Here is a 22291-nt window from a genome sequence, read left to right as displayed (position 1 = left end):
TATAAGAAGGCTGCAGACCTAGTTTGCAGCCTCCTTTTTTTATACGTTTTTCAGACACAAGGCAGTCATACGAATTTTGAAAAGGACAGATTGCACCCGTCAGCCTTCTGGCTGAAGATATTCACGGCCCGGGACATCACATGATAGTATTCCTGGTCCTTTGTTTCCACGTTCAGATAGTCCAGTTCCTTGGTGAACTGGGCTTGTTTTAGGTCGGGGATGTGGCACAGTTCCTGGAGAATCTCCGTTGCCTGCTCCGGCTTGAGCTCTTTGGATAAATGATAGCTTCGTCCCATATTATTTTCATCATCCTTTCATGAAAAAATTGAGGTTTTCTGTTTCATTTCCTTATATATAAATGATAAACAGGAATTGGGATGATTAAACAGCATGGGATGAAATATTTTCCATATTTTATGCGGTCCCTGTGCCGGCAGGGACCATTCACTGCCGGGTCAGCTTATAAAGCTCCTTTAAATATCGCTGTGCAAATCCGCTGAGATGGAGTTTGGGGTTGGATATCCACCCTATTTCCATGGATTCCTCTGTCTCCGGGGGAACGGCGATGATGGAGTCCCCGTTTAAGTTGCGGTTCAGGATGCCGCTGCAGATGGTGTAGCCGTTGAGCCCGATCAAAAGGTTAAAAAGCGTGGCACACATCCTATATTGCCAATAAGATATATGAGGCCGTATTCCGTCTCATGGCATCCTGAATCCTGGCTTTAGGGCTGCTGGTCCAGCTGGGAAAGGGGCTTCTGGCTGAAACGCACCGTAAGGGCATAGACATGCTCATATCCCTTTGAATCATACTGTTCAGGCGTAAAATAGTGATCCACATCATAGGATAAGACAGTGCTCTGTGAGGTTATGATCTGAACTGCAAGGGGGATCTCCTCCTCATAGTCCACCTGGGTCAGTCCGTTCAGAAAGGATGTGGCGGCGCTCATGCCATCGGACTTCTCGGCGGGAACTGAGCTGTGAGCCGTGGCTCCGCTGCCGCCCTTGCTCTGGAACGCGGTCCTAAGTCCCTCTGACAGGTCCTGAAAATCAAAGGCCAGACGCCCGGTGTCATCGGAGAATTGATGGCCTCCCCCTCCGGACATCAGCCGCCACTGGCCCTGGTCCAGCTCATATGTGTTAAACTGGATGGTCTGCACCGTATCGTCCAGCTTAAAATCGTATATGGCGGGAGAGTCCCCGGCGCCCAGTAATTTTGCCATATTCAGCTCCTGCGTGGTCAGGGCTGCCTTTTCTATGTACATATCAGGCTTTTTGCCGGAAGGGCTGCAGGCCCAAAGGGATAAGGATAGGACGAAAAGGCCAATGGCTGTCTTTATTTTTTTCACTTAATTGCTCCTCCTGAATAAAAAATGGTTCATTGGTAAAAGTAGTAGTATACTCAGGATTTTATCACAGGGACTGAAGGAATTCCACCATAATTGGAAGTCTTAAGAATGGTTTGGAAAATGTAAGAAACACAATATTATCAATAAACGGATATTATAAAAATCAAGGAGTATTGCATAATTGTAAATATCTGTATGGGCGAATAAAATTTTACACATAATTTACATAGACTTTACATTCGGGGCGGGAATCTATATTGACGATATATGAAATATCCCGTATAATGAGTATGTGTAAAAGAAATGTTAAGATGAAGTAAATAATAGGAAAAGAGGCTACAGATTATCATGGAGTTCGCCCGATTTGAAGGATGCCGCAAGCATGTAAAAAAACTGGCATAACCTGCGATCTTGTACGTAAGATGGCGGGCTATGCCATATTTTTGCGCATTTTTAGGGAATAAGGACAGATAATATCCAAAAAATGATAATATAGGGAAACCTTGAATCCCTTAAGACAAAAGGAGAAAACACATGGGAGTAGAATTGGTTTTAAGCCTGCTTGGCGGCCTTGCGCTGTTTATGTATGGTATGCAGATGATGAGTACCAATCTGGAAGCAGTGGCAGGAAACCGGATGAAGCAGATTTTGGAACGGCTTACAGCCAACCGTTTTTTGGGAGTGCTGGTAGGCGCGGGAATCACGGCCCTGATCCAGTCATCCTCAGCCACCACGGTCATGACAGTGGGTTTTGTTAACTCTGGGCTTATGACCCTGAAACAGGCTGTATGGATCATCATGGGCGCCAATGTGGGAACCACCATCACCGGACAGCTGATCGCCCTGGACATAGGCGCCCTGGCCCCCTTGATCGCCTTTGTGGGCGTTATGCTTTTGATCTTTGTAAAGAATAAGAAGGTACAGCATGTGGGCGGGATCGTGGCCGGTATCGGTGTGCTGTTCATCGGAATGGGAATGATGAGCGATGCAATGGTTCCTCTGCGTGATTCCCAGACCTTTATCCATATGGTGACTAAATTCTCCAACCCGCTTCTGGGGATCCTTGTGGGCGCTGTATTCACAGCCATCATACAGTCCTCATCCGCATCCGTTGGTATCCTCCAGGCATTGGCCATGGGCGGCGTGATCAACCTGCACAGTGCCGTGTTCGTGCTCTTTGGCCAGAACATCGGTACCTGTATCACGGCGCTGCTGGCTTCAGTGGGAACAAGCAGGAATGCGAAGCGGACCACCCTGATCCACCTGATGTTTAATGTGATCGGAACCGCACTCTTTGTGACGCTCTGTATCCTCACTCCGTTTACAGACTTTGTGGCAGGCCTGACCCCGGATAATCCTGTGGCCCAGATCGCCAATGTCCATACCATATTCAATATAAGCACCACCCTGATCCTTCTTCCCTTCGGCTCTATGCTTGAGAAGATCGCCATCGCCCTTCTTCCTGACAAACAGGTACCGGTAAAGGATGCGGACAGGTGGTTTGAGGACCTTATGGCATCCAAGCACCATCTGGGTGTTTCCACCATTGCCATCAGCCAGATCCATGATGAGATCACCCAGATGCTGGATACAGCTGCGGTGAATGTGTCGGAGAGTTTTATGGCAGTGGCCAACGGGCCTGGAAATGATGGGATCCATCCCATTGAGGAAAGGGAAGAGGAGATCGACCTGAGCAATGTGAGGATCTCCAAAAAGATATCCAAGATACTTGTTTTGGACCAGACGCCCAAGGATGTGGACACCCTGAACCGTATGTATACGATCCTGGGCAATATTGAGCGTATCGGGGACCATGCCATGAACCTGGCGGAATATGCCGAGACCATTGAGCAGAAAGGGTTATCATTTTCCGGATATGCCCAGAAGGAGTTTAAGACCATGGAAGAAACCTGCAGGGAGGGAATGGGCATCCTGCGCAGGGCAGCGGACGGTGACCCCGAGTTCAGGCTTTCCATGGCGGAGGAGATCGAGCAGAGGATTGATGATATCACCCTGAAGTTCCGCCAGAATCAGATTGACCGGATGCGTGAAGGAAACTGCAATGTGGAATCCTCCATTCTGTATTCCGAGATGCTTACCGATTATGAGAGGATCGGTGACCATATGCTCAACATTGCCCAGGCATATGCCGCTATTGAGCGTCCCGGTGACGGGGGACAGACGGCTGCGGCCGCAATTGCATCATAGGACGGGAGGTACAGGTTCTAAACAGAGCGGCATAGGGCCGGGAACCTGAAAAGACGGTTGACCGGGAAGGCCGGGCGGTGTAAGATAGTACCATAAAACAAACGTAACAAAAAGAAAAAGGTGATGAAGGTCCGGCATATCAGATGACACAGAATCAGTGGCATGGGTGTGACTGGAAAAGAGCGGATAAAATCAATTGGATCGGATCAAAGGCAGCTGTTCTGACAGTTCTGTTTTTGTACCCGGTATTTGATTTTACTCTGCTCACACTTTCATTGACCTGGAAAGAAAACCGCGGAGTAAAATCTGCGGTTTTATTATTTCCAGGTCAATAAACGTGTACCGTTTAAAAATGATTGCAAGGAGGATGGATGATGTACAAACACATGATACAGTTTTTAGACAGGCCGGACCTTTACCAAAAGACAGAGGCGGCATTCTGGGATGATGAGCACATTTCCGGGGAGATGCTAAAAGCCCATCTTGCTCCGGATTTTGAAGGGGCAAGTAGGAAGCTGGAATTTATCCAACGGTCGGCAGCGTGGATCGGGGAAATAATGCCCCCTGCAAAGTATCCCCGTATTCTCGATGTGGGCTGCGGTCCTGGGCTGTACACGGAACGGTTTGCCAAAATGGGATATGGGACAACTGGTATGGATCTTTCCAGGCGGTCCGTTCAATACGCCAGGGATTCAGCGGCAAGTCAGGGATTGGATATCACCTATTATTGCCAGAACTATCTGGCCATGGAACTGGAGGAAACCTTTGATGCGGCTGTGATGATATACTGTGATTACGGGGTGCTGCCGGATCACGAAAGGAGAACTCTTTTAAGAAACCTGTATAACCATCTAAGGCCAGGGGGAAAGGTGCTGCTGGATGTCTTTTCAATGGAAAGCTATAGGCGCTTTGAGGAACTGCAGACATGGGAAACCTGTCCAAAGGGGGGCTTCTGGAAAAAGGAGGGATATATAGCGTTGACGGGGAAATACCGCTGTACGGACCATGTGACACTGGAGCAGGTTACTGTGATCGGAGAGAGGGAAACAAAGGCATACTGCCTGTGGAACACATATTTTACAAAGGAAATGTTGGTCAGGGAAGCCGGGGAAGCCGGTTTTGGGGTATGTGGAGTGCTGGGGGATGTGGCGGGAAGCCCTTGCAGGGAGGATGGTCCCACCATTGCCATACTCATAGAAAAACAGGCCGGATGACCGGCCTGTGATTAAAGGGTACAGCAATATGATCCATTTTTATTTCTGCTTCCTGGTGGCGGTGGGCAGGTTCCAGCAGTATCGGGTGGCCAGCAGACGTATGAGGATGACCACCAGGGCGCCAACGATCATGGACGCATCCCCGGTCAGCCAGTCACTTAGGAACACATAGCACAGGGCGCCGGCAATGGAAGCGCTGGCGTACACGTGTTTGCGCAGGATGTAGGGGGTCTGCCCGGCCATGATATCCCTGAGCACCCCGCCTCCGACCCCGGTGAGCACACCCAGGAACACGGACAGGAAATGATAGTCCTCATATCCCGCCAGTACCGCGGTATCAATGCCCGTTACAGTGAAGGCGGCCAGACCAATGGCATCAAAGATATTCATCATTTTTTCATATGCCGCAATGTAGCGGCTTTCCAGTATCTTTTGGTTCAGGCGTACAACAATGAACAGTACCAGGACCGTAATGAATGCTGTGAGGACATAGACGGGATTCATAAACAGGCTGGGAGGGACATTTCCCAGTATGATATCCCGCATCATTCCGCCGCCCACCGCAGTGGTGACGCCCAGGACCACCACGCCAAGCAGATCCAGCTGCTGCTTAATGGCAACCATGGCGCCTGATGAGGCAAATGCAATGGTGCCGATCACCTCAATGATAAAAAAGATTGAAACATGAAATTCCATAAGATTCTCCGTTCTGCCGCATCAAAGGGATATCGGTATATACCCGGATATGCGGCATTTCTCCTCCGTAATTTAACCCATATGTATGCTATATTAGAAATGGCCGGATGTCAACAGGCATTTGAAGGAAAATCCAGTGAAACGGAAATATATAATAAAAACATCCCGCACCGGGGAAATCGCAGTCCCGGTCCGGGATGGTCTTGATACAGAAATCAGTTTGAACAGGTATTATAAAAGGAAAATATTATGTTCCCTGCATGTTTCCCGCATTTCACCGGGCCAGATGCTGGCCTGGACCTCTCCGATGTGGGCGCGGTCCAGCAAAAGCATGCACAGACGGGACTGTCCGATACCGCCGCCGATGGTGTAGGGAAGTTCCCCGTTTAAAAGCATCTGGTGGTATGGAAGGGTACGGCGGTCCTCGCAGCCGGCCTTTTTAAGCTGTTGCTCCAGGGCTTTTTCATCCACACGGATTCCCATGCTGGAAATCTCCAGCGCGCACTGGAGGTGGTCGAACCAGAACAGGATGTCGCCGTTCAGGCTCCAGTCATCATAGTCAGGCGCGCGGCCGTCATGGGGTTCCCCGCCCTTTAACTTGTCGCCGATCTGCATAAGGAAGACACATCCGTGTTCCCTGGTGATCAGGTTCTCCCGTTCCTTGGGCGTACGGTCCGGATACAGATCCTCCAGTTCCCGGGTAGTGATAAAAAAGATCTCCTTTGGAAGGTGCTTTACGGCTTCCGGATATTTGTACCATACTTCATGCTGCATGTGCTTGATGATCTTAAATATCTCGCGGACTGTTTCCATCAGGGTGTCCAGGGTCCTTTGTTCCTTGGTGATTACCCGCTCCCAGTCCCACTGGTCCACATAGCAGGAGTGGAGATTATCCAGCTCCTCATCCCTTCGGATGGCGTTCATGTTGGTATAAAGGCCTTCGCCCGGCTGAAAGCCGTATTCCTTTAATGCCATACGTTTCCACTTGGCAAGGGAGTGCACTACCTCCAGGGTTTCCCCGGGCAGTCCCAGCATATCAAATGCCACGGGACGCTCCGTACCGTTTAGGTTGTCATTGAGACCGCTGCTGCGTTCCACAAAAAGGGGGGCGGAGATACGCTCCAGGTGCATTTCCCGTCCCATCTCTTTCTGGAATGTATCACGTATGTATTTGATTGCGTCCTGTGTCTCCCGGATACTAAGCCGGGGGTCATAGTGTTCAGGTAAAATGAGTTCCATTTAACAAACCTCCAAATAATCGATTAGCGTATTTTCTTATGGTATCATTAATAGGAAAAAGGCGCAAGAGTAAAAAATAAAAAACATTACTCATATAGATCCATAAGTTTCCTGCGCATTTGCCTGCGCCGTTTTTCGGTTGCACCTGCATCCACGCAGAAGACGCCCTCCTGTTCCAGGATCACATCCCCCTCTTGTGCCCCGGGAGGGAGCTCCTTTAGGGGAATGGGGATCATTTCCCTGGACTCATTTTCACACACAGCCATTTCTTCCTCCAGGCGGTCGATAATGTATTTCATAAAAAACCCCTTTCTCATATATTATGTTTGGTCTAAGATCACTGCGGGTTAAGATCACTATGGATTGCACTGCTTACAGGGAGCGTAGCCCGCCTCTGTCAGTTCATCGCGGGTGGAGGTGACCTCCCGGCGGTTTCCGTCCCGGATCTGGCTCACTGAGGAGCACTCCGGCACATGGAATTTCTTTGTGTTGGTATTGAGTATGTACGTCTGCCCGGTCCCGGTCTGTCCCGCCCCGGTCTGCCCGGTCCCGGTCTGTCCCGCCCCGGTCTGCTCCGTTCCAATCTGTCCCGATATGGTTGTCCAGGTGATCTTGCTTCCATCGCTGTCCGCAATGATGGTTCCCTGCTTATCGGTGCGGAAAATGCGGCATCCGGCCTGTTCCAGCTTTTCCATGGTCTCTTTGTGGGGATGACCGTAGGAGTTGTCCTTGCCGCATTGGATCACCACATAGCTGGGGGATACCTTTTTAAAAAATGCATCGCTGGTGGAGGTGCTGCTGCCATGGTGACCCGCTTTCAGCACATCGGCAGACAGCACCGCGCCGCTGTTTACCATATCCTCCTCAGCATCCTTTTCCGCATCGCCGCACATGAGGAAGCTGTTATCCCCATAGGTCAGGCGGATGCCCACGGACCAGTTGTTCAGGTCATTTCCGTAATCCGCTGCAGGAGCCACAATGGTGAAGGCGGCTGCGCCCAGGGAATAGGAAGTGCCCGGAACCGGCTTGGTGATCTTAAGCCCCTTATTGGAAATGGAATCCAGCAGGTCCTCAAAGGTCCTGGATGTGTGCTCCACAGGGGGCAGGATGACTTTTTTCACAGTAAATTGGCCGATCACCTTGTCCAGGCCACCGATGTGGTCGGAATGGGGATGGGTTCCGATCACATAGTCCAGCTCAGTGACCCCGGCCTGCTGCAGATACCGGATGACGGTGTCCGCCTGGTTGTTTTCCCCTGCGTCAATGAGCATGAAATGCCCGTCCGACTGGACCAATATGCTGTCCCCTTGCCCCACGTCAATAAAATGGACCCTTAAGTCCTGTCCCTCAGAGCCTGACGCTGCAAGGGCCTGGGATCCGGGCGGGCCGGAGGACTGGGAAAGACCGGAGGAACACCCTCCCAGGAGAAGGGCTATTGCAGTGAGTAAACATATTATCAGTATTCGGATATGTTTTTTTTGTGCGATCATTTCAGTCTGCCTTTCTGTCAGTTAAATATTCTGTGTGGCCATGGCCTTTTGAAAAGCCTCATCCCATGTGGGATAGGTCCGTTTCAGGGAGACGGGATGCCCCTCCCTGTTAAGGAAGCAGTGGCTGCTCTCACCCGCGGCCCGGAGTTCGCCTGTAGCCTTGTCCCGCATCTCGTATGAGAGGGTCATGCGGATGGCGTTATAAGCTTTCATCCTTACCCGTATGAGGATATGGTCGTCAAAATGCACCATGGTCCTGTATTGGCAGCTGATCTCCAGAACCGGGCTCATGATCCCGGCCTCTTCCATGGAGCGGTATCCGCAGCCCATCTGCTCCATCATATCGATCCGGGCCTCCTCCATCCAACGGATGAAATTGGAATGGTGGACACAGCCCATCTGGTCTGTCTCATAATAGTTTGCGTGGTGCTCGTAGTCTTTAAACATTGGTACCTCCTGTGCGTTCAAATGCTACTGATTAGTATACCCCAGGCCCTGGATTTCGTAAAGTCCCTGAAAATTTGACATTTCCCAGTGAAACAAGCCGTATATTTTTGGATAAGCTGACATATAATGGTAATAAATGGCCGGTGAAAGAAACAAACGGCCTGAAAAATTAAATTCAGTAAAGGAGCGCGCGATTATGGCACGGGGAGTAAGAAAAACACCGATTGAAAAGCTGCAGGGAGAACTGGCGGAGGTGCAGAATTCCATTGCACAGTATGAGAACTGTCTGGAGACAATGAGGGAGCGTGAAAAAGCCCTGGAAGATCAGATCCAGCTGGAGGAGTTTAAGGTGGTCAATGAAATGCTGCGGGAGCGGGATATGACCATGGACGATTTAAAAGAGATGATCGCGGGGGGAACGGAGGAGAGCCTGACTGCTTAAAAGCGTAACTGCTTAAAGCATATTTGTCCGCTGTTTCCCGAAAGCTGTGTATAAATGTGAAAACACAGCATTCCGCACTTGTATACCCCATGATTTCTATGATAAAATAGAGAAAAATTCTCGGTGGAGGTACAGGTGATGGTGGAAGTGACTTTGGGAAGCACGGGCATTACGGTGAACAAGAACGGTTTTGGCGCCCTTCCCATTCAGCGTATATCAGATGAAGATGCTGTCTGTCTGATCAGAAAGGCATATGAAGGGGGCATCAACTTTTTTGATACGGCCCGGTGTTATTCGGACAGCGAGAAAAAGGTGGGGATTGCCCTGGAGGGAATCCGGGACAAGGTGATAGTGGCTACCAAGACCATGTCCACCACAGTGGAGGGATTCTGGGAAGATCTGGAGATCTCTCTGGACAACCTGAAGACAGACCATGTGGATATATACCAGTTCCATAATCCTTCCTTCTGTCCTCGCCCAGGTGACGGCACCGGCCTCTATGAAGCCATGCTGGAGGCCAAGGCACAGGGAAAGGTAAAACATATCGGCATTACAAACCACAGGCTGTCTGTGGCCAATGAAGCCATTGATTCCGGCCTTTATGAGACGCTGCAGTTCCCGTTCTGTTACCTTGCCACTGACAAGGATATAGAGCTGGTGGAAAAGTGCAGGAAAGCAAACATGGGATTTATCGCCATGAAAGCCCTGTCCGGAGGACTGATCAATAATTCCAGGGCTGCTTATGTGTACCTGGCCCGGTTTGATAATGTCCTGCCCATCTGGGGGGTCCAGAGGGAGAACGAACTGGATGAGTTTCTTTCCTATGTACAGGAGCCGCCGGTGATGACACAGGAGCTGGAGGAGCTGATCCGCCATGACAGGGAGCAGCTCCAGGGAGAATTCTGCAGGGGCTGCGGTTACTGCATGCCTTGCCCGGTGGGCATTGAGATCAACAACTGTGCCAGGATGTCCCTGATGATCAGAAGGTCTCCTTCTGAGGCACAGCTGACTCCAAAGATGCAGGAAAAGATGAAGCTGATCGAAAAATGCCTCCACTGCGGCCAGTGCAAAGGCAAATGTCCCTACGGGCTGGATACGCCCACACTCCTTGAAAAGAACCTGAAGGATTATCTGGAGATCCTGGACGGCAAAGAATATTAAAAAAGTTCTTGACTGTTATGATTTGATTTAGTATAATGCATAGCGTTCACTCGGAGGGTGAGCCATTCGTTTGGAAATGGCAAGCTGGATAAGGTGACAGGTTGAAAAGCCTGTTATCCTGTCCGGCTTTTTTTGTGTCATTAAAGTGACAAAAGGAGGAACGCAGTGATGGATTTATTGCAGGGAAACACTAAAACAACATACTTTAAATATCTGGGTGCGGCATTTGGCAGCGCATTGATCAGCGCGGTTTACAGCATTGTGGATATGGCCATGGTGGGGCAGTACCAGGGACCTGAGGGCACGGCGGCCCTTGCAGTGGTGGCTCCTGTGTGGAATATCATATACAGCCTGGGGCTTTTGACCGGCATTGGCGGATCCGTGCTTTTTGGCGCTGCAAAAGGAAAGGGTGAGAGACGCACAGAGGGGGAGTATTTTACGGCTGCCCTGATGATCACCGTGGTTTTGGCAGCTGCCAGCTGGCTTATGGTCCTGTTTTTTGACACTCCCATGCTGCATTTGTTTGGGGCGGAGGAGACGTTGCTGCCCCTGGCCAGGGAGTACCTTTATCCCATTAAGTTTGTGGTGCCCCTGTTTCTGTTTAACCAGATGCTGGCGGCCTTTCTGCGCAATGACGGCAATCCCGGCCTGGCCGCCGCCGCTGTATTGTCAGGGGGTATATTTAATATCATTGGGGATTATTTGTTTGTATTTGTGTTTGGCATGGGGATCATGGGAGCCGGACTTGCCACCGCGGCCGGAGCCGGCATCACCTTTGCCGGGATGATCTCACATTTCTTCACAAAAAAGAACACTATGAGACTGGTGAGGCCCAGCCTGTTTTGGGGAAAATGCCGCAGGATCATAGTGACGGGCTTTTCCACCTTTTTTATTGATGTGGCCATGGGAATCCTGACCATGCTCTTTAACCGTCAGATTATGAAATACCTGGGAGGCAGTGCACTATCCGTATATGGCGTGATCGTTAATATCAGCACCATTGTCCAGTGCTGTGCGTACAGCGTGGGCCAGGCGTCACAGCCGATCTTTTCCATCTGTTTTGGGGCGGGAAAATGGGACAGGATAAAAGAAACACTGAAATATGCCCTGTATTCAGTGGCATGTTTCAGTGTTGTCTGGACCCTGCTGGTATTTGCATTTCCCAACGGGTTTATCCGCATTTTCATGGCGCCCACAGATGAGATATACCGCATTGCGCCCTTTATATTGAGGAGTTATGGGATCTCCTTCCTGCTGCTTCCTCTCAATGTTTTTTCCACCTATTATTTTCAGGCGCTTATGAAGCCGGGAGTCTCATTCCTGGTATCGGTTCTGAGAGGGCTGATCCTCAGCGGAATTATGATCTGCCTGCTGCCCATTGCCGCGGGCCCTGATTCACTGTGGTTTGCCATGGTGATCACAGAGGCAGCGGTAGCGGTCCTGGTCATTTCCCTGATCCGCAGATACACAAGGGAACTGCCCGCAGGATAGGCGGAGCCAAAACCGGGACGTCCTTGGAATAAGTCTTCCATAGGAACCGGCTTATCCCCGGTACCGGTTGATACATGCAAAGATTTCCTGGGTTCTGGGCATGCACAGGCCGCAGGCAGCATAGGAGGTGTCGCTGACAGCGGTGATGCCTCCCTTTTTTATTTCCTTTTCCAACAGGGTAACCGTGTCAGCCACGGTATAGCGCTCCAGCAGCTGGTGCTCCACACAGTAGCGCAGCATCTGCGCCAGGGCATTGGTCTGCTCCGGGTCGATCAGCTGCTCCACGAAACGCAGGTCAACAGGAGACTTCCCCACCTGAAGGGAGTCCTTGCCGTAAACCTTGACTTTGATCCGCTCCTCGCGGCCGCCCTGACTGCCGTAACCGCCCCGGGCTCCATCCCGTCCGCCTCTTCCGCGTCCATAAGATCCTCCCTGGCGGTAACCGCCCTTACCATGTTCTTCAGGCTGCGCATTTTGGGACTGACCCGAACGGCCGGAAGCGGACAGGCCGGAATTGGATAGGCCGGATGTGGATGTCCCGGTCTGAAGCTTCCTTCCCCTGGCGGGAAGGGCAAAACCCGGGGCGCGGGTAATTGGCTCAGCGCCGTAAGAGGCGCAGAAAGCCTTGGTCTTGTCCGTAATATCCAATGGCTCGTAACAATCCATCTGTATGATAGTGTCCGCAATGTAAAAGTAAGCGCCGGAACTGCCCGCCACCATGATGGTGGAGATGCCGGCATTCTCATACAGATCCCTGGCCCGTTCAATAAAAGGCGTGATGGGTTCCTTGGAGCGGCTGATGATCTTTTGCATCAGGTCATCCCGCACCATGAAGTTGGTGGCGGATGTGTCCTCATCGATCAGGAATGCCCGGCTTCCCGCTTCTATTCCCTCGATCACCGCAGCTGCCTGGGACGTACTTCCGCTGGCATCCTCAGTGGAGAAGCACTTGGTATTCTTTTTGTTGGGAAGGTCATTGATGAACAGGGAAATGTCGGTGTTCTGTATGCTCCTGCCGTCCTCTGCCCTGAGCTTCATGGCAGTGCTGTCCGTGATCACATATTCCCGTCCATCTCCTGCAACATGGTTGTAGACGCCGGCCTCCAGGGCCTTTAACAGGGTGGACTTGCCGTGGTATCCGCCGCCTACGATCAGGGTGATGCCCCGCCTCAGCCCCATGCCTGTAAGCCTGCCATGGTGAGGCAGGTCCAGCTCTGTCCGAAGGGACTGAGGGGAGGAAAAGGGAACGCTGCCCTTCATGGGCCTGCTGGAAATACCGCTTTCCCTGGGAAGCACGGCCTTGTCCGCCACAAAGGAGACCAGATCCAGGCGCTCAAGCTCACGGCGTATGAACTGCTGGTCCTCTGCCAGATGGATCACGGACAGCACCTCCTCCGGCTTTCTGTTTTTAAAGTAGAATACATGTTTTACGCAGCGGGGCAGGAAGTCAAAAAGGATCTTGATCAGCTCCCCTGAATTAATGGTCCTGCCGTTGGCAGGGAAACCGGCCTCAAAGCGGGCGGTAATGCCCTTTGGGCCGCATTCGCAGGCCGTGCGGCTCAGTATCTCCGGGCCGGGCCGGCTGGTGGTGATAAGACCGCTTTTGCCGGAACCCTTTGCCTTAAAATTAAACGTTGCAATTCCCTGGTAAAACTGCCTTACCATATAATCTTCCAGGGCAGTCTGCTTCCAAGGCGTGTCAAAATATTCTGCCGGATATCCTGCCTTCTCATGGGGGATCCATACGCTTAATTTAGAAGGGGAAGCAAAGGGATCTCCCTGTACGTGGTCAATGGAAAGTACATAGTCATTAAAATCATAGGAACCCCTGGCATCCTTATAGGCGGGGTAGCTTCTGCGGTCAATGGACTCCAAGAGCCTCTGTAGATCTGTTGATGATTTCATAGTGGATCGTCTCCTCGCATTTAGTCCATTCCATTTTATAGCAGGGTACAGGAAAATGCAACAGGATGTGACATTGAAGAAAGGGATTGTTTGTGGTATGATGATTTCCATGATACGGCAGGAAACCATAGTGAAATAAAAGGGGATGAATCGAATGGACCAGCAAAAACAGGAAATACTGGATGCACTGGCAGGTGCGGATAAAGTGCTCATCGGAATCGGCAATGAATGGAAGCTGGCCGGAGACGGCCGGGATATAAGGGAACGCAGGCTGGATGACCCGGGGCAGACCCGGCTAAAGGAGGCCTATGGCAGGTTATGTGAACTGGTAAAGGATAAGGACTATTATGTGGTCACCACTGTGACGGACGGAGCCGTCTATGACACAGGGTTTGACAGCGGCCGGGTGGTGGCTCCCTGCGGAAATATCCACTGGCGCCAGTGTTCTGCCGCGTGTACCAAGGACATATGGGAGGAGGGGGAAGTCCCCGGGGACGTCTGTCCCCACTGCGGCGCGCCCCTGACAGGGAATACCCTGGAGGCGGGCCGGTATATAGAGGAGGGATATCTTCCCCGCTGGGAAGCCTATAAGAGATGGCAGACAGGCACCCTGAACCGGAACCTGGTGATACTGGAACTGGGAGAGGGGTTTAAGACCCCCACGGTGATCAGGTGGCCCTTTGAGAAAATTGCTTTTTTTAACCAGAAAGCCAGGTTTTTCAGGATCCACGAAAGCCTTTACCAGATTCCCGGGGAAGTGGGGGAGAGGGCCCTTGGGATTGGGTGCAACAGTGTGGATTTTATATTAAAATGGTAACAGTTCAGGACATCCGGTGTGAAATGGGTGTAAAAACCTGTTGCCTTTATTACGTTACCATGCTAAAATGTTAAATCATAGGGAACGAGGTTTGAGAATATGATTGGGATTATCGATTATGACGCAGGGAATCTGCGCAGCGTAGAAAAAGCACTGATATCCCTGGGAGAGGCACCGGTGATCACCAGGGACAGGAAGTCCATACTGGAAGCGGACCGGGTCATACTGCCCGGGGTCGGCTCCTTTGGGGACGCCATGTCCCGCCTTCGCCAGTATGGACTGGTGGATGTCATCCGGGAGACAGTGGATAAGGGCACTCCCTTTTTGGGCATCTGTCTGGGACTGCAGCTTTTGTTTGAGAGCAGCGAGGAGAGTGAGGGCGTGGAAGGCCTTGGAATCCTTCCTGGGCGCATTCTGCGGATCCCGGATACTCCGGGGCTTAAGATACCCCACATGGGATGGAATTCCCTGGACATCAAACCAGGCGCAAAGCTGTTTCGGGGGATTGACAATGGCGCCTATGTGTATTTTGTCCATTCCTATTATCTGAAAGCCGATGACGAGCGTGTTGTGGCTGCTTCCACGGAATACAGCACTCATATACACGCGGCTGTGGAAAAGGAACATGTATTTGCCTGCCAGTTCCATCCGGAAAAGAGCAGCCAGGTGGGTCTGTCTATTTTGAAGAATTTTCTCGAAGTTTAGGTGTATCTGAAAATGATAGGAGAGAGCTATGTTTACAAAGAGAATTATCCCATGTCTGGATGTGAATAACGGACGTGTTGTAAAAGGCGTAAATTTTGTGAATCTCAGGGATGCAGGTGATCCGGTGGAGATCGCTGCGGCCTATGACAAGGCCGGGGCGGATGAGCTTGTATTCCTGGATATCACCGCTTCCTCAGACAACCGGGGGACCGTGGTGGATATGGTGCGCAGGGTGGCTGAGACCGTGTTCATTCCATTTACGGTGGGAGGAGGGATCCGCACAGTGGAGGATTTCCGCATGCTCCTTCGGGAAGGGGCGGACAAAATTTCCATCAACTCCTCGGCTATCGACCGCCCGCGGCTGATCAGCGATGCGGCGGACAAGTTCGGCCGTCAGTGCGTGGTGGTGGCCATTGACGCCCGGCGCAGGAAAGACGGATCCGGTTGGAACATATACAAACACGGCGGACGGGTGGATGTGGGCATTGACGCAGTGGAATGGGCCATGGAGGCGGACCGCCTGGGAGCCGGGGAGATCCTTCTCACCAGCATGGACTGTGACGGCACCAAAGGGGGGTATGACAATGAACTCACTGCCCTGATCGCTGAAAATGTCTCAGTTCCCGTCATTGCCTCAGGGGGGGCCGGGACAATGGAGCATTTCTATGATACGCTGACAAAGGGAAAAGCAGATGCAGCCCTGGCCGCCTCCCTGTTTCATTACAAAGAACTGGAGATAGGGGATCTGAAGGAGTATCTGGCGGGAAAAGGGATATGTGTGCGGTTGTGAGAGCATTGTGACAAGTGAGGGATGGGGTTCACCGGCGGGTTCTGCCCGCCGGTATTTTTATGGGATGTTTTTCATCCATATTTCCTCATTGACATTTACGTGGTAATTTGATATAGTGATTTTGGGAACGTTCCCAAAATGATTCTGTTTGATCCGAAGGAGATTATATATGGACTTTTCAATCTGGGATGTGGCGAAGCGTGCAGGAGTGTCTAAAAGTACGGTATCCCGCGTGCTCAACGGCAATGCGGTTGGACAGGCTTCTTATCAGAAGGTTATGGACGCTGTTAAGGAGATGGGGTACCGTCCTAATTATATGGCCCGCGGCCTGAGGGGAAATTCCAGCAATGTGATCGGAGTACTTTCCCTTGGAGGCATGATGTTCCGTGACCCCTCACTGTGCACCCGTTTTGCGGGAGTTGCAGATGTGCTGCAGCAGCAGGGGTATGACCTGTTTCTGGTACATGATGACTATGATAATTTTAATGGCATTAACACGCCCAAATATATGACATATCTTGCTGAAAAAAGAATTAACGGTTTGATCACCCTGGGTGCAACGGACAGCCTAGAGGATCAGATTAAAAATGCTGCAACCAAGTTCCGCAATGTTGTCTATACCGGTGACCGGATCCTTTCTGATAAGGGATTCAGGGTGTATCTGGGCAACTATAATTACAGCTATGACCTGTTTCACTTACTTCTTGAATATGGTCATCGCCGGATCTTAATGATATACCGTGACAATAACAAGCTTCTTCTCAGCCGCAGGGAAGCTGCGCTTAAGGATGCGGCCGGAAGCCTTTCCATTTCTGGTGAGGTGCATTGTCAGTTTTATAATCCCTATGAAGATACCGGATATTCTGCGAAAACATCTAAATTGCAGGAAGCCATTTACCATACCTATAGGTCTGGTGATTTTACGGCTGTTTTTGCCGATGAGTCAATTGACACCCGCACAGTACTGGGGGCCTTTGCAAAGCATGAAAAGGTTTTGGGAAAGGACTATTCCCTTGTTACCATTGAAGGAGGTCTTGAGATCAACCAAAGCGGCGTTGATTCCATTACCTCTGTCCATTTGCCTGATTATGACTACGGAAAACGTATTGCTGAACTGATGATCGAGGTCATTGAGGATGACACTCTTGAATATAAAGATGTGTACATGTCCTACTCCCTGACAAAAGGAAATTCTGTCAGAAGATTACTTTTATAGGTTTATTTTTGCTTTTTCTGGGAACGTTCCCGAAAAAGTTTAAATAAGATCTGCGTTCCGGAACCGCAGTTTCTACTAAAATAATTAAGGAGGATCGTTTTTATGCAAACAAAAGGAAGATTCCATTATGCATTTGCTGTTGCGGCAGCATATTGCCTGGTTATTCCGGCTATCTATCTGTTCAGTAATCCTTTCAGCATGTATATGGTGCCTATCGTAGAAGATCTTCATATTTCCCGGGGTACATACTCATTGCACCAGACCATTCACGAAATCATATCTGCAATTGCCTACTTCTTGTATGTCAAGGCCCAAAAAAGGTTTGGCCTGCGGGAACTGGCAACCATGGGGCTGCTTTGCGCCGCGTTATCGGCTGTTTGCTACGCAGTTGCACACAGTGTGCCTCTTTTGTTCCTTGGAGGTGCCTTTTCAGCTCTGATCTGGCCTCTTTCCAGCCAGGTTACAGCGGGAAGTATTGTAAATAACTGGTTTGCCAAGAAAAGCGCTACCGTGATTTCCGTTATTTTCGGGTGTGGAAATATTGCAGGATTTTTTAATGCCAAGATCATTGCTTACTGGATCAGCCATTACGGCTGGAGGCGGTCAATGCTTTACACCATGGCGGTTATGCTGGTGGTGGCTGTCATCGCATATGCGGTAATCCGCAGCCATCCCAGCGAAAAGGGCCTTCACGCATGGGGGACTCCCCAGGGCGGGGAACAGTCTGATGAAGTAGAGGAGGATGACCCTTCAAAGCTTCCTGGCGCGGATTTTAATACGTCCATGAAAAATATTAAGCTTTACAGCGCGTACGCCTGGTGTTTTATCACCGGCATCATTGTATATCCGGTGGTTGGTATTTTTTCCGCCCAGCTTACGGATATTGGCCTGGATGCCGCCGCGATCAGCAATGCGGTGGGGATCATGAGCATCGGCTCCCTGGTTCTTCTGATCCCATTGGGACAGGTGATCGACAGATGGGGGATCCGGCCGGCTACCGTGGCCTGTGTATTGTCCTACCTGGGAACCATCGCCCTGCTGCTCACCGTATCCCCGGCGACTCCGGTTCTCGCAACGGTTGCCGGATTCCTCATGGGGGCTGCGATCCTTCTTTTTACGATCCTCCCGCTGTTTATGAAAGAAGTGTTCGGATTCCGGGAATTTGCAAAGTTTATGAGCTATTCTGTTATTTTCCGCACGGTGGGAAATGCGATCGGTTCGCCGATGTTAAACTTTGTGTATGATTACGCTGGTTCTTACCGGATCGTCCTGCTGGTGTTTGCAGGGATCTCGCTGCTGCTATTACTTTTTGGCTGCATAGCCACCAGCAAAAAGAACCCCTTGTGGGTGGAAACCCGTCCGGGATATCCGGGATATGTTGAAAACTAAATAAAAAACCATAAAAGGAGATATCACTATGCAGTACACGCGTTTATTAGGAAAATATGCTTCTGAACTGAAATATGAGGATCTGCCCGCCGAAGTCATTGAACAGGCTAAAAAGATCACGCTGCACACCATTGCGGTTGCCATTGCAAGCATGAATGTACCCACTGCGCAAAAGGCCGTGGAAATGGTGCGCAGAAAAGGTGGGACTCCTGAGGCAACTGTCTGGGGAACCGATCTGAAGGTCCCTGTGGAAGAAGCAGGCTTTGCCAATGGTACGACCGCGGATACTCTGGACTGGGAGGATTGTACCTGGACCGGACATGCGTCAGCCGGGGCGATACCGGCAGCCTTTGCCATGGCGGAACAGCAAAAGGCATCGGGAAAAAGGTATCTGGAGGCGGTGGTTGCGGCTTATGAAGTGTATCAGCGCATTGCGATGTCCGTGCAGCCGGACCTGTCCAATTACTTTGGAAAAGGAAAAGGCTGGGGGCTTGTGTGCTGGCAGATTTTTTCCTCCACTGTTGCGGCCGGCAAAATACTTGGGTTTGACGGAGATCAGATCGCGGCAGCCATTACAAAAGGCGCTTATCTTACCCCTCTTACCCTTGGTGATACCGGACTGACGGACACGTATCATGTGGCCCACGGGGTTTCTGCAAGATGCGGTATCAACAGCGCGCTGTTGACCAGCATCGGATTCGAGCCTTATCTGGATGGGTTGGATGGAAACAGCGGTTTCTGGAGACAGATCTGTGACCGTGTTGACTGGGATTGGCTGGATCGGGATTTGGGCAAAGATTACCTGATCATGCAGACCCTTCTGAAACATTGGCCTGTAAATGTATGGATCGAAGCGCCGCTGGACGGACTTGATAATCTTTGCAGGAAGTACCAGTTCCGGACAGAGGAGATTGCTAAAATACGCGTGTCGCCCCAGCTTGACATCTATACGGATAAAGGGATGAGCAGGCCGTATGTGTTCATGCAGGCGCAATACAGTGTTCCCCATTGCTTTGCAGCTTATTTGGACAATCCATTTCCGTCCGAAAACTGGTTTACCCAGGAGAGCAGACAGCCGGAAGGGCGTATTGCAGAACTGTCGCGCCTGGTTGAGTTTTTTGGCCCTGAGATGGATCGCTATGAAGCATTTCTTATTTTTATGGATCGTGATTTTCCTGAAACAACAGTTGAGGTCACTTTAAAAAATGGTGCCACTGTCGCAGAAACGCTTAAATATCCAAAAGGCCATCCCAAGAATAATTATACCTTTGAAGAGGAACGTGAACATTTTATGGCGCGTACGGCCCCGTATATCGGAGCGGAAAAAGCCAAACAGTTTGTGGATGCAATTGAACACCTGGAGGAATATTCCAACGTATCAGAGGTTGCAAAGTACCTGATCCGGGAATAAGAACGGTATTGCAGCCGGAAAATATTGTCCCGGCTTCCGGCTGCAATCTTTCATGGAATGAGGAGGTATCTGTTCATGTCTGGTAATACTCATGATACAAAACAAAAGTTAACTTTTTCCGAATGTTATTCCACGGGCATTGGAATGGTAATCGGAGCCGGAATCATCACAATGACAGGTGTTTGCATTGGTTTCACCGGCAGCGGTGTTTTCATTGCCTATCTCATTGCAGGCGTTGCCGTATTTTTAGCAAATGGTCCCCTTTTGCTGGCAGCATCCGTTTTGCCGCGTACCAGCGGCAATTACGTATATGCCAGTATACTGAACCGGAAACTGGGAGGCATTTATGCCTGTATCATCTTTTTAACAGATGTAACCATTGGTTTTATGGGAGTTTCTTTTGCCAATTATCTGGACAGTATTTTTCCTGTTAATAAGACTGTGATCGCTTTGGTGGTCGTGACTGTTTTCTTTATAGCAAATCTTTTTGGGGGTAAAAATGTGGCAAGGCTCCAGACAGCCCTCAATATTATTTTAATTCTTGCATGGGGAAGCTTTCTGATTTTAGGACTTCCGAAAGTTAATATTGATAATTTTACCGTTGACAAAATGTTTCTTAACCGGGCGCAAGGGATGAAGGATTCTGTTACAATGCTGGTTTTTGCAATGGGAGGCGGCCTTTGGCTGACCAACAGCGGAGGGCGTGTGAAGAATCCCCACAGGACTATTATACTTGGCAACCTTGCCATCACGGGAACAGCCATGGTGCTGTTTTCCTTGATCGCAATCGTGGCAGCCGGTGTTTTACCCTTGAGTGAAACCGCAAACCAGCCCCTTACCCTTGTGGCAAAAACAATTTATCCGGGAAACAGTTATCTGTTTTTTGTTGTAGGCGGTGCGCTGATCGCCCTTGCCACGACCATCAATGCCAGTTTCCTAAACACAGCAAATGCTCTGGTCCGCAGCAGTGAGGAGGGATGGTTTCCGGGCATTCTCGGAAGGCTTAATAAGCATGGTGTTCCGTATATGCTTCTAAGCCTGATGTTTGTTATCACCGTTATGCCCATCCTTTTTGGAATTGACACAACGCTGTTTTCACGCATGACCTCAGGCCTGACATACCTGACAAAGATCATTCCCAATGTGGCGTGTATTGCTGTTCTTTATAAGTATCCTGAAATTTGGAAAAACTCAAAGTTTCACATGAGCAAGCCGGCTTTGATCCTATTTTTAATGATCTGCTATACCGCCCTGGGATGGATCGTGTATGAGAATATGAAAAATTATCCTCCTGTGCTGCTTTTTATAGTTGCCCTGGTGCTGGCGGCAACCACGGCCTATATTTTCTGGCGTGAAAAATACCAGATCAAAATTAAAGAGGAACAAGGTTTCTCCGATACTGAGATCAGATTCTGACGCATTCCAGGCGGCTGATCTGTTTCCAAGTTTTCCGTAAAAAGGTCCGATTCCCCTTCCGGATAGGGGGGGAATCGGATTTTTTATGGAAATTAATCCATTCCCATGTCCAAATTCCTCAAATCTTTGACAAATATTTTGTATATATCCGTTGTTTCCTTTGTATTCCTATGCTAAAATATGAAAATATGGATAATTATGTAGAAGAAAAGGAGATGCAGAAGATGGCCGCAATATCCAATGATTGGCTGCAGCCCTTAAGCAGTGAGTTTAAGAAAGATTATTACAGGAAACTGTACCAGACCGTAAAGCACGAATATGAGACCAGGAAGGTATTCCCGGCTCCTGATGATATTTTTAATGCATTTGCCTTCACGCCTCTGGCTGATGTGAAAGTGGTGATCCTGGGGCAGGACCCGTACCACAATGACGGACAGGCCCACGGCCTGTGTTTTTCCGTGAAGCCGGATGTGGAGATCCCGCCGTCCCTTGTGAACATTTATCAGGAACTCCATGATGACCTGGGATGTTATATCCCCAATAACGGTTATCTGAAAAAATGGGCGGATCAGGGCGTTATGCTGCTGAACACTGTTCTTACGGTGCGTGCCCACCAGGCTAATTCCCACCACGATATCGGCTGGGAGGAGTTTACCAACGCGGCGATCAAGATCCTCAATGAGCAGGACAGGCCCATGGTATTTATCCTCTGGGGCAGGCCGGCCCAGTCCAAGAAGCCCATGTTAAACAATCCAAAGCACATGATCCTGGAAGCGCCCCATCCCAGTCCCCTTTCCGCGTTCCGTGGATTTTTTGGCAGCAGGCCGTTCAGTAAGACCAATGCCTTTCTTGAAGAACACGGCCTGACGCCTGTGGACTGGCAGATCGAGAATCTATAAAACAGGTAT

At 50.2% G+C, this 22291-nt stretch carries 21 protein-coding genes and 1 pseudogene; 13 read left to right on the top strand and 9 right to left on the bottom strand.

Features of this window, described 5'->3' with window-relative positions:
• Positions 1-65: 65 nt before the first annotated feature.
• The 3 genes and pseudogenes from HMPREF9469_RS07585 to HMPREF9469_RS07575 form a co-directional block, all read right to left on the bottom strand.
• Positions 66-296: a hypothetical protein gene (locus tag HMPREF9469_RS07585; RefSeq protein ID WP_007860669.1), complete on the bottom strand. Its 231-nt coding sequence runs from the start codon at positions 294-296 to the stop codon at positions 66-68.
• A 148-nt stretch (positions 297-444) separates the two neighbouring features.
• Positions 445-654 (bottom strand): annotated as a pseudogene (locus tag HMPREF9469_RS07580) (LysR family transcriptional regulator); the annotation flags it as partial.
• A gap of 68 nt (positions 655-722) precedes the next feature.
• Positions 723-1346: a hypothetical protein gene (locus HMPREF9469_RS07575; protein WP_007860668.1), complete on the bottom strand. Its 624-nt coding sequence runs from the start codon at positions 1344-1346 to the stop codon at positions 723-725.
• A gap of 534 nt (positions 1347-1880) precedes the next feature.
• Here HMPREF9469_RS07575 and HMPREF9469_RS07570 point away from each other — a divergent pair.
• Positions 1881-3554, top strand: a complete 1674-nt coding sequence (locus tag HMPREF9469_RS07570) for a Na/Pi cotransporter family protein (protein WP_007860666.1) — start codon at positions 1881-1883, stop codon at positions 3552-3554.
• A 371-nt stretch (positions 3555-3925) separates the two neighbouring features.
• Positions 3926-4768, top strand: coding sequence for a class I SAM-dependent methyltransferase (locus tag HMPREF9469_RS07565; RefSeq protein WP_322746752.1), 843 nt, complete (start codon positions 3926-3928; stop codon positions 4766-4768).
• Positions 4769-4807: 39 nt separating this feature from the next.
• Here the strand turns inward: HMPREF9469_RS07565 and HMPREF9469_RS07560 are convergent, their stop codons facing one another.
• From HMPREF9469_RS07560 to HMPREF9469_RS07540, 5 genes are all read right to left on the bottom strand, one after another.
• Positions 4808-5464, bottom strand: coding sequence for a trimeric intracellular cation channel family protein (locus HMPREF9469_RS07560; RefSeq protein ID WP_007860657.1), 657 nt, complete (start codon positions 5462-5464; stop codon positions 4808-4810).
• 231 nt (positions 5465-5695) lie between these two features.
• On the bottom strand, positions 5696-6703 hold the full coding sequence (gene asnA / locus HMPREF9469_RS07555; protein WP_007860656.1) for an aspartate--ammonia ligase: 1008 nt from the start codon (positions 6701-6703) through the stop codon (positions 5696-5698).
• Positions 6704-6789: 86 nt separating this feature from the next.
• Complete coding sequence (locus HMPREF9469_RS07550) at positions 6790-7002, bottom strand: DUF3006 domain-containing protein (RefSeq protein WP_007860655.1); 213 nt, start codon at positions 7000-7002, stop codon at positions 6790-6792.
• A 57-nt stretch (positions 7003-7059) separates the two neighbouring features.
• Positions 7060-8193: a ComEC/Rec2 family competence protein gene (locus HMPREF9469_RS07545; protein ID WP_007860654.1), complete on the bottom strand. Its 1134-nt coding sequence runs from the start codon at positions 8191-8193 to the stop codon at positions 7060-7062.
• A gap of 21 nt (positions 8194-8214) precedes the next feature.
• Positions 8215-8640, bottom strand: a complete 426-nt coding sequence (locus HMPREF9469_RS07540) for an acyl-CoA thioesterase (RefSeq protein ID WP_007860653.1) — start codon at positions 8638-8640, stop codon at positions 8215-8217.
• A 196-nt stretch (positions 8641-8836) separates the two neighbouring features.
• Between HMPREF9469_RS07540 and HMPREF9469_RS07535 the strand changes: the two genes are divergently transcribed.
• The 3 genes from HMPREF9469_RS07535 to HMPREF9469_RS07525 all read left to right on the top strand — a co-directional run bounded on the left by HMPREF9469_RS07535 (position 8837) and on the right by HMPREF9469_RS07525 (position 11734).
• On the top strand, positions 8837-9082 hold the full coding sequence (locus HMPREF9469_RS07535; protein ID WP_007860651.1) for a hypothetical protein: 246 nt from the start codon (positions 8837-8839) through the stop codon (positions 9080-9082).
• 138 nt (positions 9083-9220) lie between these two features.
• Positions 9221-10243 (top strand): aldo/keto reductase, encoded by a 1023-nt coding sequence (locus HMPREF9469_RS07530; protein WP_007860649.1) that lies wholly within the window; start codon positions 9221-9223, stop codon positions 10241-10243.
• A gap of 168 nt (positions 10244-10411) precedes the next feature.
• A complete protein-coding gene (locus HMPREF9469_RS07525; protein ID WP_007860647.1) occupies positions 10412-11734 on the top strand; it encodes an MATE family efflux transporter in 1323 nt (440 codons plus the stop codon).
• 51 nt (positions 11735-11785) lie between these two features.
• Here HMPREF9469_RS07525 and HMPREF9469_RS07520 read toward each other — a convergent pair whose 3' ends face one another.
• Positions 11786-13639 (bottom strand): ABC-ATPase domain-containing protein, encoded by a 1854-nt coding sequence (locus tag HMPREF9469_RS07520; RefSeq protein WP_007860645.1) that lies wholly within the window; start codon positions 13637-13639, stop codon positions 11786-11788.
• Between the two features lie 154 nt (positions 13640-13793).
• Between HMPREF9469_RS07520 and HMPREF9469_RS07515 the strand changes: the two genes are divergently transcribed.
• From HMPREF9469_RS07515 to HMPREF9469_RS07480, 8 genes are all read left to right on the top strand, one after another.
• Positions 13794-14456, top strand: a complete 663-nt coding sequence (locus HMPREF9469_RS07515) for a hypothetical protein (RefSeq protein WP_007860642.1) — start codon at positions 13794-13796, stop codon at positions 14454-14456.
• Between the two features lie 99 nt (positions 14457-14555).
• The gene (gene hisH / locus HMPREF9469_RS07510) at positions 14556-15161 is read left to right on the top strand and encodes an imidazole glycerol phosphate synthase subunit HisH (RefSeq protein WP_007860640.1); all 606 of its coding nucleotides are present in this window, start codon (positions 14556-14558) and stop codon (positions 15159-15161) included.
• Positions 15162-15189: 28 nt separating this feature from the next.
• Positions 15190-15951, top strand: coding sequence for an imidazole glycerol phosphate synthase subunit HisF (gene hisF / locus HMPREF9469_RS07505; RefSeq protein WP_007860638.1), 762 nt, complete (start codon positions 15190-15192; stop codon positions 15949-15951).
• 169 nt (positions 15952-16120) lie between these two features.
• Positions 16121-17167 carry a LacI family DNA-binding transcriptional regulator gene (locus tag HMPREF9469_RS07500; protein WP_007860636.1) on the top strand — a complete coding sequence of 349 codons (1047 nt, stop codon included), beginning with the start codon at positions 16121-16123 and terminating at the stop codon, positions 17165-17167.
• 102 nt (positions 17168-17269) lie between these two features.
• Positions 17270-18556: an MFS transporter gene (locus tag HMPREF9469_RS07495; protein ID WP_007860635.1), complete on the top strand. Its 1287-nt coding sequence runs from the start codon at positions 17270-17272 to the stop codon at positions 18554-18556.
• 28 nt (positions 18557-18584) lie between these two features.
• Positions 18585-19967, top strand: a complete 1383-nt coding sequence (locus HMPREF9469_RS07490) for an MmgE/PrpD family protein (protein ID WP_007860634.1) — start codon at positions 18585-18587, stop codon at positions 19965-19967.
• Between the two features lie 75 nt (positions 19968-20042).
• Positions 20043-21383: an APC family permease gene (locus tag HMPREF9469_RS07485; RefSeq protein WP_007860633.1), complete on the top strand. Its 1341-nt coding sequence runs from the start codon at positions 20043-20045 to the stop codon at positions 21381-21383.
• 224 nt (positions 21384-21607) lie between these two features.
• The gene (locus HMPREF9469_RS07480; protein ID WP_007860632.1) at positions 21608-22282 is read left to right on the top strand and encodes a uracil-DNA glycosylase; all 675 of its coding nucleotides are present in this window, start codon (positions 21608-21610) and stop codon (positions 22280-22282) included.
• The last annotated feature ends 9 nt before the right edge of the window (positions 22283-22291 follow it).

This window comes from [Clostridium] citroniae WAL-17108, assembly GCF_000233455.1.
GTDB classification, from domain to species: domain Bacteria; phylum Bacillota; class Clostridia; order Lachnospirales; family Lachnospiraceae; genus Enterocloster; species Enterocloster citroniae.
Note: the sequence above shows the minus strand (reverse complement) of the source record. Positions and strands in the feature narration are given on the sequence as shown.

Bases quoted from the DNA above. Each gene is read 5' to 3' on its own strand.
- HMPREF9469_RS07585 (WP_007860669.1), bottom strand. From the start codon at position 296: ATGGGACGAAGCTATCATTTATCCAAAGAGCTCAAGCCGGAGCAGGCA.
- HMPREF9469_RS07570 (WP_007860666.1), top strand. From the start codon at position 1,881: ATGGGAGTAGAATTGGTTTTAAGCCTGCTTGGCGGCCTTGCGCTGTTT.
- HMPREF9469_RS07565 (WP_322746752.1), top strand. From the start codon at position 3,926: ATGATGTACAAACACATGATACAGTTTTTAGACAGGCCGGACCTTTAC.
- HMPREF9469_RS07560 (WP_007860657.1), bottom strand. From the start codon at position 5,464: ATGGAATTTCATGTTTCAATCTTTTTTATCATTGAGGTGATCGGCACC.
- asnA (WP_007860656.1), bottom strand. From the start codon at position 6,703: ATGGAACTCATTTTACCTGAACACTATGACCCCCGGCTTAGTATCCGG.
- HMPREF9469_RS07550 (WP_007860655.1), bottom strand. From the start codon at position 7,002: ATGAAATACATTATCGACCGCCTGGAGGAAGAAATGGCTGTGTGTGAA.
- HMPREF9469_RS07545 (WP_007860654.1), bottom strand. From the start codon at position 8,193: ATGATCGCACAAAAAAAACATATCCGAATACTGATAATATGTTTACTC.
- HMPREF9469_RS07540 (WP_007860653.1), bottom strand. From the start codon at position 8,640: ATGTTTAAAGACTACGAGCACCACGCAAACTATTATGAGACAGACCAG.
- HMPREF9469_RS07535 (WP_007860651.1), top strand. From the start codon at position 8,837: ATGGCACGGGGAGTAAGAAAAACACCGATTGAAAAGCTGCAGGGAGAA.
- HMPREF9469_RS07530 (WP_007860649.1), top strand. From the start codon at position 9,221: ATGGTGGAAGTGACTTTGGGAAGCACGGGCATTACGGTGAACAAGAAC.
- HMPREF9469_RS07525 (WP_007860647.1), top strand. From the start codon at position 10,412: ATGGATTTATTGCAGGGAAACACTAAAACAACATACTTTAAATATCTG.
- HMPREF9469_RS07520 (WP_007860645.1), bottom strand. From the start codon at position 13,639: ATGAAATCATCAACAGATCTACAGAGGCTCTTGGAGTCCATTGACCGC.
- HMPREF9469_RS07515 (WP_007860642.1), top strand. From the start codon at position 13,794: ATGGACCAGCAAAAACAGGAAATACTGGATGCACTGGCAGGTGCGGAT.
- hisH (WP_007860640.1), top strand. From the start codon at position 14,556: ATGATTGGGATTATCGATTATGACGCAGGGAATCTGCGCAGCGTAGAA.
- hisF (WP_007860638.1), top strand. From the start codon at position 15,190: ATGTTTACAAAGAGAATTATCCCATGTCTGGATGTGAATAACGGACGT.
- HMPREF9469_RS07500 (WP_007860636.1), top strand. From the start codon at position 16,121: ATGGACTTTTCAATCTGGGATGTGGCGAAGCGTGCAGGAGTGTCTAAA.
- HMPREF9469_RS07495 (WP_007860635.1), top strand. From the start codon at position 17,270: ATGCAAACAAAAGGAAGATTCCATTATGCATTTGCTGTTGCGGCAGCA.
- HMPREF9469_RS07490 (WP_007860634.1), top strand. From the start codon at position 18,585: ATGCAGTACACGCGTTTATTAGGAAAATATGCTTCTGAACTGAAATAT.
- HMPREF9469_RS07485 (WP_007860633.1), top strand. From the start codon at position 20,043: ATGTCTGGTAATACTCATGATACAAAACAAAAGTTAACTTTTTCCGAA.
- HMPREF9469_RS07480 (WP_007860632.1), top strand. From the start codon at position 21,608: ATGGCCGCAATATCCAATGATTGGCTGCAGCCCTTAAGCAGTGAGTTT.